Consider the following 14,433-nt stretch of genomic DNA (forward strand, 5'->3'; position numbering starts at 1 on the left):
GGTGCCACGATGCCCACCATGATCATCACCGCATCGTCCGCAGCCGACTCCACACCCACCGGAGTCCTGGCATTTCTCGCCGTGCTGGGAATCGCAGCCATCTGGTACGGAGGAAGATGGGCATTCGACATCCGCGGCGCCATAGACGCCACGCTGGCACGCAGACACGCCGCCCTGGATGCCAGGGCGCAGCTGACCGGCAACCTCGGCCTCACCCAGACCGACGGCGTGGGCCGCTCGTTCTTCAGATACGTCGGAATCGTCATCACCACAGCAGGACTCGTCCTGCTGGCACTCAGCGCGACCCTGGCAGCCGTCTGACCCGCCCACTCCACCGGGGACGAACGAGCGGCCGCTCTCCAGAAGGAGAGCGGCCGCTCCACACCGGCCCGCATTACGCGGGCCCGCTCCACACCGGCCCGCGTCTCAGGGGCCGCATCACACCGGCCCGCGTCACAGGGCCGCACCACACCGGCCCGTATGACAGCGGACCGCATCACGCCGGCCCGCGTCACAGCGGGCCGCGTACCGGTCAGAACACCGGCACGCCGTCGCGCGTCAGACGCCAGTCCACCGACGCGAACTCCGCCGGATCCACGGACCCCTTCGCCTGCACCCACCCGATGATGGTGTTCCGGATCTCATCCGAATTCGCCCACAGCTGCTTCGCACCCGGCACGTGCGGGAAATTGCCCCCACCACTCGCCCGGTAGTTGTTCACCGCGAACACGAACTGCGCCGCAGGATCCACCGGCGCCCCCTCGAACGACAACCCCACGATCCGCGAACCCACCGGCTTCGCGATATCGATGTCGTACGACACCCCCGACACCACGTCGTAGTTGTAATCCGGAATGTTCTCCGCGTTCGTCAGCTTCGACGTGTCCACCGGCGCCCCCGCGGCCGTCTGCACGTAGTACTTCGCCGAATACTCCAGATAGTCCTTCAGCTGGGCACCCGTCAGCAGCCGTGCCTCGAGCGTGTTCTCGAACGGATACAGCCCCGCCGCGTCCTTGATCGTCACCTGGCCCGCGGGAATCGCCGCCGTACGCGAGAAGCACGCCGCCTGAGACAGCACCGGCAACGCCGCGTACTCCCCACCCGCCAGCGCCGCCTTCACCGTCTCCGCCTGCACCTGGTTGATCAGATCGATGACCGGCTCGTCCTTCCACGGCGCGTCCGCCGTGGACATCGCCGCCACCGACGTACCGATCACCTGATTCACGTACGCCACGACCTTCGTGTGCTCATCACCGAGCAATGACGCGATCCGCGGGTCCTCCTCCACCGTGTTCGAGTTCAGCACCGAGGCGCCGACCTTCTCGACCACCCAACGACCCTTCTCCCACACCAGGTCGAAGTCGAACAGCGTCAGCCGCTGCCCCCACTTCAACGGCTCCGAGAGAACGACCTGCTTCCCCGTCTCCTCGTTTGTCACGAAGTACTCGGGAATCTCCGAGTGCGCGTGACCCACCAGAATCGCGTCGATGCCCGGCACCTGCTCCGCCACCAGACCCGCCGCGTTCTCCACGTACGGCAACTGATCCCCGTACGACGACGTGCCCGACGAACCCGAATGCGCCGAAACGATCACCACGTCCGCACCCATCGAACGAAGCTTCGGCACCCACTTCGCCGCCTGCTCCTCAAGGCCCGGGAACACCATCTTCCCGCCCACATTCGCCTTGTCCCAGATCGCGATACCAGGATTCGTCAGCCCCAGTATCGCCACCCGCACATCACGACCGTGCGGCGTGCGCATCCGCTTGATCACATACGGGGCGAACGCCGGCCGCAACGTCTTCGCGTCCAGCGCATTCGCACCCAGCAGCGGGAAATCGCACTGCTCCTCGAACTTCCGCAGTACCGGAATCCCGTAATTGAACTCATGGTTCCCGAGCGCCGCGGCGTCATAGCCGATCTTGTTCATCGCCTGCGCCATCGGATGCACCGGACCGCGCTTCGCCGTGATCGGATCGATCTTCGCGTAGTAGTACGACAACTGGGTGCCCTGGATCGTGTCACCCGCATCGATCAGCAGCGTGTTCCGGCGCCCCCGGTCCTCCCGGATCTGCTCCACCAGCGTCGAGATCTTCGCCAGGCCGACATCGTTGTGCGCCTTGTCGTCGAACTCCTTGTCCGTGAAGTAGTCCCAGTTGAAGACGTTCCCGTGCAGGTCCGTCGTCCCCATCACGGTGAAGGAGTACCGCTTCACCGGCCGGCCGTGGCCGTGCCCCCGGGACTCCGAAGCCGCCGCCGGCCCGGCACCGACCCCTCCGGCCAGCGCCACACCCGCACCGGCGACGGCCGAACCACCCAGAAACGACCTACGGTTCAACGGCATCCTTGACTCCTCGTGTCTGCGAACAACGCGCGTAGATTCTGACCCAGCCACCCCCACCCGCAACACCCCGTGCAGGTTTCGATCTGGTGACCGGCAGCCACCGCGCACCCCACCGGGGCACCGTCACGCCGGCCTCGGAGCACCCCCGCGCGCGCTCATCGGAGCGCCCCGCCGCACAATTCAACAGTTAGCAATAACCCTTCATTCAAAGGCCGTTGAGCAGTCATGCAGAGACAAATACCTACCCACAGGTAAGGTCTAGGCTCGAACCATGCGCCGAGCGAAAATCGTTTGTACCCTGGGACCCGCAACCGACACATACGACCAGATCAAGGCACTGGTCGAAGCGGGAATGGACATCGCCCGCTTCAACCTCAGCCACGGCACCTACGCCGAACACGAAGAGCGCTACCACCGTGTACGCAAAGCATCCGAGGAAACCGGTCGCAGCGTAGGAATCCTCGCCGACCTTCAAGGTCCGAAGATCCGCCTCGGCCGCTTCGCCGAAGGCCCCGTACTCCTTGAACGCGGCGACGACTTCACCATCACCGTCGAGCCCATGGAGGGCGACCGCCACGCCTGCGGCACGACCTACGACGGCCTCGCCGCCGACGTCACCACCGGCGAACGCATCCTCATCGACGACGGCCGCGTCACCCTCGAAGTCACCGGCGTCGACGGACCCCGCGTCCACACCACCGTCATCGAGGGCGGCATGGTCTCCGACCACAAGGGACTCAACCTCCCCGGTGTCGCCGTCTCCGTCCCCGCCCTCTCCGAGAAGGACATCGAAGACCTCCGCTGGGCCCTGCGCACCGGCGCGGACATCATCGCCCTCTCCTTCGTGCGCACCGGACGCGACATCGACGACGTCCACCGCGTCATGAAGGAGGAGAACCGTCACCTCCCCGTCATCGCCAAGGTGGAGAAGCCCCAGGCCGTCGACAACATCGACGACATCGTCGCCGCCTTCGACGGCATCATGGTCGCCCGCGGCGACCTCGGCGTCGAAATGCCCCTGGAGCAGGTCCCGATCGTCCAGAAGCGCGCGATCAAACTGGCCAAGCGCAACGCCAAGCCGGTCATCGTCGCCACCCAGATGCTGGACTCGATGATCGACAACTCCCGGCCCACCCGCGCCGAGGCCTCCGACGTCGCCAACGCCGTCATCGACGGCACCGACGCGGTGATGCTCTCCGGCGAGACCAGCGTCGGCAAGTACCCCGTCGAGACCGTCCGCACCATGGCCCGCATCGTCGAAGCCGCCGAGGAGGACATCCTCGCCAAGGGCCTCCCGCCCCTCACCGACCGCAACAAGCCCCGCACCCAGGGCGGCGCGGTCGCGCGCGCGGCAGCTGAGATGGGCGACTTCCTCGGAGCCAAGTTCCTGGTGGCTTTCACCCAGAGCGGCGACACGGTCAAGCGCCTCTCCCGCTACCGCTCCCCGATCCCGCTCCTGGCCTTCACCCCGGACAGGGAGACCCGCGCGCAGCTGAACCTGACGTGGGGCGTCGAGACGTTCCTCGGGCCGCACGTGGACTCGACGGACGCGATGGTGGCGCAGGTGGACGAGGAGCTGCTGCGGATCGGCCGCTGCCAGAAGGGCGACATCGTGGTCATCACGGCGGGCTCGCCGCCCGGGGTCGCGGGCTCGACGAACCTGGTACGGGTGCACCACATCGGCGAGGACGACAGCCCGAAGTGACGGTCGTCAGTACTTCGGCCCGACGTGAGCGTCCATGAGGGCTACGGACGCCCGTCGGGCTACGGAGGTGCCGAACGGGCCGCAGGCGAAGGTGGTGTCGTCGAAACGGGCGGCACTCCCGAAGGGGCCGGGCTGAGGCTGGTGCGGAGACGCACGGGTCGGTACCCGGATCAGGTGAAGCGTTTGAACTCTTGCTCAACCTTGGAATCCAAGGAAAAGTACCCCGAGTCGGACTCGAACCGACACTGTATGGGTTTTGAATCCATTGTCTCTAACCAATTGGACTACCGGGGCGCGATGAATCGAAGATTTACTTCGACCCGCTGATGATCCAGCTTATCGTAGCTAGGTAGGCTCTTGGGAGCAGTACCCCTGTCCTGACCAAGGAGTCCCGTGACCACCCCCGAGTCGCCCCAGCCCGTAGACGCCGTCGACGACGACAAGTCGCACGTCCCGCCGCTGACGACCCGTGTCGTCATCGCCGAGGACGAGGCGCTCATCCGCCTCGACCTCAAGGAGATGCTGGAGGAGGAGGGCTACTCCGTCGTCGGCGAGGCCGGGGACGGGCAGCAGGCCGTCGAGCTGGCCCGGGAGCACCGGCCGGACCTGGTGATCCTCGATGTGAAGATGCCGGTCCTCGACGGGATCTCCGCCGCCGAGAAGATCGCCGAGGAGTCCATCGCCCCGGTCCTGATGCTCACCGCGTTCTCGCAGCGCGATCTCGTCGAGCGGGCGCGGGACGCTGGTGCGATGGCGTACCTGGTGAAGCCGTTCAGCAAGAGCGACGTGGTCCCGGCCATCGAGATGGCCGTGTCCCGGTTCGCCGAGCTGAAGGCGCTGGAGAGCGAGATCGCGGACCTGTCGCAGCGGCTGGAGACCCGGAAGCTGGTGGACCGGGCGAAGAGCATCCTCCAGACGGATTACGGGCTCTCCGAGCCGGCCGCGTTCCGCTGGATCCAGAAGACGTCGATGGACCGCCGGATGTCCATGCAGCAGCTGGCCGAGGCGCTGATCGAGGACGCCGAGGAGAAGAAGAAGGCCGCCGAGTAGGCGCGTACGCAGGCGACGAGAAGGGCCTGCCCCCGGAGGTGTCCGGGGGCAGGCCCTTCTGGTGTGCTCGGGTGCTCAGTCCTCGCCGAGGTAGGCCTTGCGGACCGATTCGTCGTGGAGCAGGTCGGCGCCGGTGCCGGAGAGGACGACCTTGCCGACCTCCATGACGTGGCCCTGGTCCGCGAGGGAGAGGGCCGCCTGGGCGTTCTGCTCGACGAGCAGGATCGTGGTGCCCGAGGCCTTGAGCTCGACGATGGTCTCCATGATCTTCTGCATCATGATCGGGGAGAGGCCCATGGAGGGCTCGTCGAGCATGAGCAGCTTGGGCTGGGACATGAGCGCGCGTCCCATGGCGAGCATCTGCTGTTCGCCTCCGGAGAGGGTTCCGGCGGCCTGCTTCCGGCGTTCCCCGAGGATGGGGAAGAGGTCGTAGGCGCGCTGGACGTCCTTCTCGATGCCTGCCTTGTCGTTGCGGAGGTAGGCGCCGAGGAGGAGGTTCTCGGCGATCGTCAGCCGGGGGAAGATGTGGCGTCCCTCGGGGGAGTGGGCGATGCCCAGGGAGACGATCTTGTGTGCCGGGATGCCCGTGAGCGGCTTGCCCTCGAAGAGGATGCGGCCGCCGGCGGGCTTGAGCAGTCCGGAGAGGGTGCGCAGGGTGGTGGTCTTGCCCGCGCCGTTGGTGCCGATGAGGGTGACGACCTGGCCGGCCTCGACGGTGAAGGAGATGCCCTTGACGGCTTCGATCTTGCCGTAGGCGACGCGGAGGTCTTCGACCTCGAGCAGTGCGGTCATCGGGTGTCCTCCTCCTCGGTGCGGGTGGTCTCGGTGTCGTCGGTGGCGGGGGTTTCCGCCGTGGCGGCCGGGGTTTTGGCCTTGTCCGTGCTCGCGGGGGTCGCTGCCTTGGCGGTGCTCGCCGCCGATGCTTCGGCTGCCTCGACCTCGGCGGCTTCTTCGGCGCCGGGGGCGCCTTCGAAGGGGGTGCCGAGGTAGGCGGCGACGACGCGTTCGTCGCCCTGGACGACGGGGGCGGTGCCCTCGACGAGTTTCTCGCCCTGGACGAGGACGGCGACGCGGTCGCAGAGGTTGAAGATGAACCGCATGTCGTGCTCGATGACGAGTACGGCGATGCCCTGGTCCCGGATGGCGAAGATGAGCTCTTCGGTGACGCGGGTTTCCTGGGGGTTCATGCCCGCGGTGGGCTCGTCCAGGAGGAGGAGTCCGGGGTCGCTGGCGAGGGCGCGGGCGATCTCCAGCTTGCGCTGGTCTCCGTAGGGGAGGTTCCGCGCGAGGTGGTCCGCCTTGTCCGCGAGGCCGATGAACTCCAGGAGTTCCATGGAGCGTTCGCGGCTGGCGTTCTCGGCCTTCTTGTAGCCGGGGAGGCGCAGGAGGGCGGACCAGAGCCCTTCCTTGGTCCTGGTGTGGCGTCCGACGAGGACGTTCTCCAGGACGGTCATGTTGGCGAAGAGCCGGATGTTCTGGAAGGTGCGGGCGATGCCTGCCTGGGTGACGAGGTGGGGCTTGGGCGGCAGGACGGTGCCCTTGTAGCTGACCTTGCCCTCGGTGGGGACGTAGAGGCCGGTGAGGCAGTTGAAGAAGGTGGTCTTGCCGGCGCCGTTGGGTCCGATGAGGCCGACGATCTCGCCCGCGTTGACGGTGAGGTTGACGTCGCGCACGGCGGTGAGGCCGCCGAACCGCATGGTGACGCCGCTCGCGTCGAGGACCGTGGTGCCGGTGGGTGTGTCTGTCTTGGTCATGGTGGTCACGCCCCCGCCTTCGTGGTGCCGGCGGCCGTGTCGGTGAGTGGTGTGTCCGGTGGTACGTCGAGCTGGCCGGTCTCGTGGAATTCGAGCTGCTTCCTGCGGTCGGCCACCAGGCCTTCGGGACGGAAGCGCATCAGGAGGATGAGGGCGATTCCGAAGAGGAAGAGCTGGTAGTCCTGCATGAACTGGAGCTTGGCCGGGATGAGGTAGAGCAGCGCGGCGCCGACCAGGGGTCCGCTGAGGGTTCCCATGCCGCCGAGGATGACGGCGGCGAGGAGGAACGCGGAGTTCGGAGGCACGGAGCCGGCGAACTGGTACTGCTCCGGGGTGACCGTGTAGGAGACGTGTGCCTGCACGGTTCCGGCGAGGCCGGCGAGGGTGGCGCCGAGGGCGAAGGCGAGCAGCTTGAGCCGGAAGGCGTTGATGCCCATGGCGGTGGCCGCTGTCTCGTCCTCGCGGATGGCGACCCAGGCGCGGCCGATGCGGGACTCTCCGGAGCGTCGGAAGACGAGGACGACGACGGCGGTGAAGAGGAGCATCAGCAGGTAGTAGTTGGCGGACCTGCCGAGGGTGATGCCGCCGATGTCGTGGCTGATTCCGAAGTCGAAGCCGAGGAGCTTGAGGTCGGGGATGCTGGGGATGCCCTGGGAGCCGTTGGTGAGGTCGGGGCCGCTGACGCCGTTGAGGGCGTTGACGGTGAGCCGGAAGATCTCTCCGAATCCGAGGGTGACGATGGCGAGGTAGTCGCCGCGGAGGCGGAGTGTGGGTGCTCCGATGACGACGCCGAAGACGAGCGAGGCGGCGGCTCCGGTGAGCACGGCGGCCCAGAAGGGGAACTGGACGCCGACGGGGGAGAGGGGGCTGCCGGAGACGAGTGCCGCGGCGTAGGCGCCGACGCCGAGGAAGGCGACGTAGCCGAGGTCGAGGAGGCCGGCGAGGCCGACGACGACGTTGAGGCCGAGTGCGACGGTCGCGAAGATGAGGATGTTGGCGCCGATGAGGGCGTATTCCTCGTTCTGCTGGGTGAAGGGGAAGCAGAAGGCTGCGACGAGTGCGGCGCACAGGGTGACGTTGCGGTGCTTCGAGGTCAGCGCGGTGACGCGGGCGATGACGCCGGCCCGGGTGAGTGCGGTGAAGCCGAAGGCGACGGCGAGGACGTAGCCGATGAAGAGTTCGGCGTACTCGGTGTCGATGCCGTAGGTGAAGACCTCGAGCGCGACGCCGAAGGCTCCGGCGATGATCAGGATTTCGGCCCAGGAGGGGAGTGCCTTGGCGCGGGCGGGTGCCGGTGCGCGGAGGCTGTCGCGGAATCGCTGGAGTGCGTTCGGGTTGGTGGTGTCGTCCTGGGGCTGGTCGTTGGGGAGTCCGAGGGCCGCGGCGACGGCGATGACGGCGCCGATGAGGCTGACCCAGGCTCCGGGCTCGAGTTCGATCAGTCCGAGGAGGTTGCCGTTGTCGTCCTTGGTGACGATGACGGCGATGACGGTGTAGGCGGTGGTGACGAAGGTGCCGAGGGCGGCGAGCCGCACGGGGCTGTTGGTGCCGCCGGGGGTGAGCCAGCGCAGGCCCTTGATGCCGTAGCCCGAGAGGGCGAGGAGCAGGGTGAGTGCTGCGCTGATGAGGGTGAGGACCTGGAGGCCGCCGGGGTAGCCGGTGACGGTGAGGTCGCCGGGGAAGGTGTCGGTGTAGGTCCAGGCGAGGAAGGTGCCGATGAGGGCGAGCGCGGCGCCGGTCGTGGCGGTGGCGCGGGCTGCCGTGGTGGGCAGCGGGATGAGGGCGGCGTTGGTCGTGGTCATCCGTATCACGCCCTGTCCGCGACGCGTTCGCCCAGGAGGCCTTGCGGGCGTATGAGGAGGACGAGGATGAGGAGGGCGAAGGCCCATACGTCCTTCCAGGCGCCGCCTCCGAAGAGTTCCATGCCGGGAACTTCGCTCATGTAGCCGGTGGCGAGGGCTTCGGCGACGCCGAGGACGACTCCGCCGAGCATGGCGCCGTAGATGTTGCCGATCCCGCCGAGCACGGCGGCGGTGAAGGCCTTGAGGCCCATGATGAAGCCCATACGGAAGCCGATCTGGCCGTTCTTGAGCCCGTAGGCGACGGCGGCGACGGCGGCGAACGCGGCACCGATGGCGAAGGCCATGACGATGATGCGGTCGGTGTTGATGCCCATGAGCTTGGCGGTGTCGGGGTCCTGCGAGGTGGCCTGCATGCCGCGGCCGGCGCGCGTCTTGGAGACGAAGAGGCCGAGGGCGAGCATGCAGACGGGTGCGGCGATCAGGACGAAGAGGTCGCCGCGCTGGATGTGGGCGCCGAAGATGTCGATCGCTTCACCCTTGAACTGGGGGAAGGAGCGGTCCTTCGTGGCGTCCGGGTACCACATCCACACTGCCTGCTGGAGTGCGAGGGAGAGGCCGATCGCGGTGATGAGGGGGGCTAGGCGTGGCGCGCTGCGCAGTGGCCGGTAGGCGAAGCGTTCGGCGGCGACGCTGACGGCGACGGAGCATATGACTCCGCCGGCGATCATGAGGGGTATCGCAGCGAGCAGGGAGAGTCCGGACGGAAGCCCGAGGTAGACCGTGAGGGCTCCGAAGCCCCCGATCATGAAGATCTCGCCGTGTGCGAAGTTGATGAGCTGGATGATTCCGTAGACCATCGTGTAGCCGATCGCGATGAGACCGTACATCGCGCCGAGGATGAGTCCATTGGCCAGCTGTTGCGGCAGTTCGTTCACCGCAGGGCCTCCGTGGAGTGGTTCGGATATGGCACCGCGCGGGAGCGCTCGTAGCGCTCCCGCGCGGGTTGTGTGCGTGCGCTGTGCTGTGGGTCCTCGGTGGACCTACTTGACGGCCTCGCTGAGCTTGGAGACCCACTTGCCGCCGGTGACCTGGTAGGCGGTCATGAGGGTGTTGGTGGTGTCGCCGTACTCGTCGAAGGCGACGGGGCCGGTGACGCCCTCGAAGCTGACCTTGGCCATGGCGTCCAGGACCTTGGCGCGGGCGTCGTCGGGGAGCTTTCCGTCGTTCTCGGCGACGACTGCCTTGACGGCCTCGATGATGGACCAGGTGGCGTCGTAGGTGCCGCCGCCGTAGGCCTCGTAGGCGTCCTTGTAACCGGCGGTCTTGTAGTCGGCGATGAACTTCTTGGCGGAGTCCAGCTCCTCGACGGGCTTGCCGACGGAGGTGGCGATGTCGCCTTCGGCCTTCTTGTTGAGCTTGATGAAGTCGGCGCTGTACATGCCGTCGCCGCCCATGAGGGGGATCTTCACGCTGTCCTTGAGCTGCTGGCTCAGGGGCGCGCCGGCGGGGTACTCACCGCCGTAGTAGACGGCCTTGGCGCCGGAGCTCTTGACCTTGGTGACGACGGAGTTGAAGTCGCGGTCGTCGGGGTTGATGTGGTCGGTGCCGACGATCTTGCCGCCGAGCTCGGTGAAGGTCGCCTTGAAGGAGGCGGCGAGGCCCGCACCGTAGGGCTTCTGGTCGTCGATGAGGTAGACGTCCTTGACCTTGGCGGTCTTGAACAGGTAGTTCGCGGCGAAGGCGCCCTGGATCGCGTCCGTGGTGGCGGTGCGGAAGTAGGCCGCGTAGGGGCGCTTCTTGTCGCCGGTCTTCCAGTTGTTGCCCTGGGTCAGCTCCGTGCCGGTGTTGGCGGGGGAGACCTGGGTGAGCTTGGCGTCGGTGAAGGGCTTCTGCATCGACTGGGCCACGCCGGAGTTCAGCGGGCCGACGACGCCGAGGAGGTCCTTGTTGCCGATGAACTTCTGGGCGTTCTGCTGGCCGACCGAGGGCTGCGCCTGGTCGTCGAGCGCCTGGAGCTCGAACTTGATGCCGGGGACGGTCTTGTCCTTGTTGGCGGTCTTGACGGCGAGGTCGGCGGAGTTCTTGATGCCGAGGCCGAGGGCGGAGAGGTCGCCGGTCAGGGGTGCGTCGACACCGATGACGACGGTCTGGGTGTCGCCGCCGCCGCTGCCGCTCTTGGAGTCGTCGTCGCGCGAGCCGCAGGCGGTGAGTGTCAGTGCTCCTGTGGTGAGCACTGTGGTGAGGATGAGCAAAGAACGGTGTCGCACGAAAGGTCCTTTCCCTGGCGCGGCCTCCTCTGCTGAGGTGCCGTGACGTTCGCCGGGCCGTACTGGTCGATTCATGGCCGTGCAGCAGACGCGCCCGGCGGCGCGGTGACTGGCCGTGACTCTAAGGGCAGGTGAGGGGGTCCGGGACGGGTCCGGTGATGATGTGACTGTCTTGTTATGCCGTGGGGAAGGCTTGTTGGTCGCAGTGTGGAGGTGTACGGCTTTTGCCCGGACGGTGAAGTGACCGCATGGTGAGAACCCGCAGCTCTGCTAAGGGGCTTGGGGTGATCTTGGTGCTGTCGCGCGAATCGGGGCGCAAGGGGCGCGGTGACTGTCGGCGGGGTGCGCCGGGGCGAGGTGCGCGAGCTTTTTCGTGTATTGCGCACATATTACGGAGTGTTACATCCGTGGAATGTGTTTGATTCGCCGCGAGGGCGGTGTGGCTGTTGAAGTGGGTCATGGAACACGTGCGCCGGTCAAGGGTGTTGACCGTGCGTGTTCGTCAACATGCCTGAAATATTTCGGATATGGGTCTGCCCGGTCCGGAATGCGGTGCGATTCCGGCCGGGCAGAGGGGGGTTGGGTGTGCGGCGTCAGTCCGCGTCGGGACGGGGCGCGTCGCGGAGCAGGCAGGTGAGGCGGGCGGTGCAGACCCGCTTGTCCGCCTCGTCGGTGACGACGATCTCGTACGTGGCGGTGGAGCGGCCGCGGTGGACGGGGGTGGCGGTGCCCGTGACGAGGCCGCTGCGGACGCCTCGGTGGTGGGTGCAGTTGAGGTCGACGCCGACGGCGATCTTGGTGGCGCCGCCGTGGAGCATGGAGCCGACGGAGCCGAGGGTCTCGGCGAGGACGGCGGAGGCGCCGCCGTGGAGCAGTCCGTAGGGCTGGGTGTTGCCCTCCACGGGCATGGTGCCCACGACGCGGTCGGCGGAGGCCTCGATGATCCTGACGCCCATGCGCTCGCCGAGGTGTCCGGCGGAGAAGAGTGCCGGGAGGTCGACGCCGAGCGCTGCGTACTCGTCGATGATCTCCTGGGGGAACGTGGGTGCGGTGTGCTCGCCCATGGGGTCCGGCTCCGATCGTGTGCGGTCGTCCGTTGCTGTGTGCACTGTTCTTATCAGACGGCTGAGCGTGCGCTTAGCGTGCGGGAGCTCAGGCCGTCTCGAAGCGGACGACGACCGACTTGCTGGCCGGGGTGTTGCTGGTGTCGGCGGTGGCGTCGAGGGGGACGAGGACGTTGGTCTCCGGGTAGTACGCCGCCGCGCAGCCCCGGGCGGTGGGGTAGTGGACGACGCGGAAGCCGGGGGCGCGGCGTTCGACGCCGTCCTTCCACTCGCTGACGAGGTCGGTGTAGGAGCCGTCGGCGAGGCCGAGGGCGAGGGCGTCCTTGGGGTTGACCATGACGATGCGGCGGCCGCCCTTGATGCCGCGGTAGCGGTCGTCGAGGCCGTAGATCGTGGTGTTGTACTGGTCGTGGGAGCGCAGCGTCTGCAGGAGCAGCCGGCCCTCGGGGAGCTCGGGGTATTCGACGGGTGCGGCGGTGAAGTTGGCCTTGCCCGTGGCGGTGGGGAAGCGGCGTTCGTCGCGGGGTCCGTGCGGGAGGGTGAAGCCGCCGGGCCGTGCGACGCGGGCGTTGAAGTCCTCGAAGCCGGGCACGACGCGGGAGATGCGGTCGCGGATGGTCCCGTAGTCCTTCTCGAACTCCTCCCAGGGCGTGGTGGAGGCGGGACCGAGGACGGCGCGGGCCAGGCGGGCGACGATGGCGGGCTCGGAGAGCAGGTGGGGGCTCGCGGGGGTGAGGTTGCCGCGTGAGGAGTGGATCATGCCCATGGAGTCCTCGACAGTGACGAACTGCTTCTGCCCGGCCTGGACGTCCTTGTCGGTGCGTCCGAGGGTGGGCAGGATCAGGGCGCGGGTGCCGGTGACCGCGTGCGAGCGGTTGAGCTTGGTGGAGACGTGGACGGTGAGCCGGGCGCGGCGCATCGCGGCCTCGGTGACGGCGGTGTCGGGGGTGGCGCCGACGAAGTTGCCGCCCATGGCGAAGAAGACCTTGGCGTCGCCGTCGCGCAGCGCCTGGATGGACCGTACGACGTCGTAGCCGTGGTGCCGGGGCGAGGTGATGCCGAATTCCCGGTCGAGGGCGTCGAGGAAGGCGGCGGAGGGACGCTCGAAGATGCCCATGGTGCGGTCGCCCTGGACGTTGGAGTGGCCGCGCACGGGGCAGACGCCCGCGCCGGGGCGGCCGATGTTGCCGCGCAGCAGGAGGAGGTTGACGACCTCGCGGATGGTCGGCACGGAGTGCTTGTGCTGGGTGAGGCCCATGGCCCAGCAGACGATGGTGCGCTCGGACGCGAGGATCATGGCGAGCGCCTCTTCGATGGCGTCGCGGTCGAGACCGGTCGCGGCGAGGGTCTCGTCCCAGTCGGCCGCGCGTGCCTCGCGGGCGAACTCCTCGTATCCATGGGTGTGTTCGGCGATGAAGCCGGTGTCGACGGCTCCGTCGGCCTCGATGATCATCTTGTTCAGGAGGCGGAAGAGCGCCTGGTCGCCGCCGATGCGGATCTGGAGGAAGAGGTCGGTGAGGGCCGCGCCCTTGAGCATGCCGCGGGCGGTCTGCGGGTTCTTGAACCGTTCGAGTCCGGCCTCGGGCAGCGGGTTCACCGAGATGATCTTCGCTCCGGCGGACTTGGCCTGTTCGAGGGCCGAGAGCATCCGGGGGTGGTTGGTGCCGGGGTTCTGCCCGGCGACGATGATCAGGTCGGCCTGGTGGAGGTCCTCGAGGCTGACGCTGCCCTTGCCGATCCCGATGGTCTCGGTGAGTGCGGAGCCCGAGGACTCGTGGCACATGTTGGAGCAGTCGGGCAGGTTGTTGGTGCCGAACTCCCGTGCGAAGAGCTGGAGGAGGAACGCGGCCTCGTTGCTGGTGCGCCCGGAGGTGTAGAAGAGCGCCTCGTCGGGGGAGGCGAGGGCGGTCAGCTCCTCGGCGATGATCCCGAAGGCGCGCTCCCAGGTCACGGCCTCGTACCGATCGGCGCCCTCGGGCAGATACACAGGTTGCGTGATGCGTCCCTGCTGGCCGAGCCAGTAGCCGCTGCGGCCGGCCAGGTCGGCGACGGGGTGGGCGGCGAAGAAGTCGGGGGTGACGCGGCGCAGGGTCGCCTCCTCGGCGACGGCCTTGGCGCCGTTCTCGCAGAACTCCGCCGTGTGCCGCTTGTCGCCCTCGGGCCACGCGCAGCCGGGGCAGTCGAAGCCGTCCTTCTGGTTGACCTTGAGGAGGGTCTGCGCGGTGCGCCGCACGCCCATCTGCTGCTGGGCGATGCGCAGGGTGTGTGCGACGGCGGGCAGTCCGGCGGCGGCGTGCTGGGCCGCGTCGATCCGCGGCGCGTCCTGGACCGGGTCACCGGTCGGGGGCTTGGTGGCCATGGTGCTCCCCTTCGAGCCTTCGGCGCCTCCGCCCGTGCGGGCGCGCGTCGCGTCCGTGCGTGCCGTGGCGTCCTGTCGCGTCTTCTTA

Annotated in this window: 11 protein-coding genes and 1 tRNA gene; 3 read left to right on the forward strand and 9 right to left on the reverse strand. The window is 67.8% G+C overall.

Annotated elements, in window-relative coordinates; genetic code table 11:
* The first annotated feature begins 18 nt into the window (after window positions 1–18).
* Window positions 19–321 carry a hypothetical protein gene (locus AMK10_RS12645; RefSeq protein ID WP_143194952.1) on the forward strand — a complete coding sequence of 101 codons (303 nt, stop codon included), beginning with the start codon at window positions 19–21 and terminating at the stop codon, window positions 319–321.
* A 211-nt stretch (window positions 322–532) separates the two neighbouring features.
* On the opposite strand, the gene AMK10_RS12650 is transcribed toward AMK10_RS12645, so the two are convergent.
* Window positions 533–2,344 (reverse strand): bifunctional metallophosphatase/5'-nucleotidase, encoded by a 1,812-nt coding sequence (locus tag AMK10_RS12650; protein ID WP_073747769.1) that lies wholly within the window; start codon window positions 2,342–2,344, stop codon window positions 533–535.
* A 271-nt stretch (window positions 2,345–2,615) separates the two neighbouring features.
* Between AMK10_RS12650 and pyk the strand changes: the two genes are divergently transcribed.
* Window positions 2,616–4,049, forward strand: coding sequence for a pyruvate kinase (pyk, locus tag AMK10_RS12655; RefSeq protein WP_073747770.1), 1,434 nt, complete (start codon window positions 2,616–2,618; stop codon window positions 4,047–4,049).
* A 219-nt stretch (window positions 4,050–4,268) separates the two neighbouring features.
* Here the strand turns inward: pyk and AMK10_RS12660 are convergent.
* A tRNA-Leu gene (locus AMK10_RS12660) sits at window positions 4,269–4,343 on the reverse strand.
* 99 nt (window positions 4,344–4,442) lie between these two features.
* Between AMK10_RS12660 and AMK10_RS12665 the strand changes: the two genes are divergently transcribed.
* Window positions 4,443–5,099 (forward strand): ANTAR domain-containing response regulator, encoded by a 657-nt coding sequence (locus tag AMK10_RS12665; protein WP_073747771.1) that lies wholly within the window; start codon window positions 4,443–4,445, stop codon window positions 5,097–5,099.
* A 75-nt stretch (window positions 5,100–5,174) separates the two neighbouring features.
* Here AMK10_RS12665 and AMK10_RS12670 read toward each other — a convergent pair whose 3' ends face one another.
* The 7 genes from AMK10_RS12670 to AMK10_RS12700 all read right to left on the reverse strand — a co-directional run bounded on the left by AMK10_RS12670 (window position 5,175) and on the right by AMK10_RS12700 (window position 14,345).
* Complete coding sequence (locus AMK10_RS12670) at window positions 5,175–5,891, reverse strand: ABC transporter ATP-binding protein (protein ID WP_073747772.1); 717 nt, start codon at window positions 5,889–5,891, stop codon at window positions 5,175–5,177.
* Window positions 5,888–6,853 carry an ABC transporter ATP-binding protein gene (locus AMK10_RS12675; RefSeq protein WP_073748051.1) on the reverse strand — a complete coding sequence of 322 codons (966 nt, stop codon included), beginning with the start codon at window positions 6,851–6,853 and terminating at the stop codon, window positions 5,888–5,890. Before AMK10_RS12675 ends, AMK10_RS12670 begins: the two co-directional genes overlap by 4 nt.
* 5 nt (window positions 6,854–6,858) lie before the next feature.
* Window positions 6,859–8,655: a branched-chain amino acid ABC transporter permease gene (locus AMK10_RS12680; protein ID WP_073748052.1), complete on the reverse strand. Its 1,797-nt coding sequence runs from the start codon at window positions 8,653–8,655 to the stop codon at window positions 6,859–6,861.
* Window positions 8,656–8,660: 5 nt separating this feature from the next.
* Complete coding sequence (locus tag AMK10_RS12685) at window positions 8,661–9,590, reverse strand: branched-chain amino acid ABC transporter permease (protein ID WP_073747773.1); 930 nt, start codon at window positions 9,588–9,590, stop codon at window positions 8,661–8,663.
* A 105-nt stretch (window positions 9,591–9,695) separates the two neighbouring features.
* On the reverse strand, window positions 9,696–10,907 hold the full coding sequence (locus tag AMK10_RS12690) for a branched-chain amino acid ABC transporter substrate-binding protein (RefSeq protein WP_073747774.1): 1,212 nt from the start codon (window positions 10,905–10,907) through the stop codon (window positions 9,696–9,698).
* 608 nt (window positions 10,908–11,515) lie between these two features.
* The gene (locus AMK10_RS12695; protein WP_073747775.1) at window positions 11,516–11,986 is read right to left on the reverse strand and encodes a PaaI family thioesterase; all 471 of its coding nucleotides are present in this window, start codon (window positions 11,984–11,986) and stop codon (window positions 11,516–11,518) included.
* Between the two features lie 88 nt (window positions 11,987–12,074).
* Window positions 12,075–14,345 (reverse strand): FdhF/YdeP family oxidoreductase, encoded by a 2,271-nt coding sequence (locus AMK10_RS12700; RefSeq protein ID WP_073747776.1) that lies wholly within the window; start codon window positions 14,343–14,345, stop codon window positions 12,075–12,077.
* Window positions 14,346–14,433 lie beyond the last annotated feature (88 nt).

It is taken from the genome of Streptomyces sp. CB02058 (assembly GCF_001905505.1).
Lineage (GTDB): Bacteria > Actinomycetota > Actinomycetes > Streptomycetales > Streptomycetaceae > Streptomyces.

What these genes read in the sequence shown, in the direction of transcription:
- AMK10_RS12645 (WP_143194952.1), top strand. Translation starts at nt 19, where the DNA reads ATGATCATCACCGCATCGTCCGCAGCCGACTCCACACCCACCGGAGTC.
- AMK10_RS12650 (WP_073747769.1), bottom strand. Translation starts at nt 2,344, where the DNA reads ATGCCGTTGAACCGTAGGTCGTTTCTGGGTGGTTCGGCCGTCGCCGGT.
- pyk (WP_073747770.1), top strand. Translation starts at nt 2,616, where the DNA reads ATGCGCCGAGCGAAAATCGTTTGTACCCTGGGACCCGCAACCGACACA.
- AMK10_RS12670 (WP_073747772.1), bottom strand. Translation starts at nt 5,891, where the DNA reads ATGACCGCACTGCTCGAGGTCGAAGACCTCCGCGTCGCCTACGGCAAG.
- AMK10_RS12675 (WP_073748051.1), bottom strand. Translation starts at nt 6,853, where the DNA reads ATGACCAAGACAGACACACCCACCGGCACCACGGTCCTCGACGCGAGC.
- AMK10_RS12680 (WP_073748052.1), bottom strand. Translation starts at nt 8,655, where the DNA reads ATGACCACGACCAACGCCGCCCTCATCCCGCTGCCCACCACGGCAGCC.
- AMK10_RS12695 (WP_073747775.1), bottom strand. Translation starts at nt 11,986, where the DNA reads ATGGGCGAGCACACCGCACCCACGTTCCCCCAGGAGATCATCGACGAG.
- AMK10_RS12700 (WP_073747776.1), bottom strand. Translation starts at nt 14,345, where the DNA reads ATGGCCACCAAGCCCCCGACCGGTGACCCGGTCCAGGACGCGCCGCGG.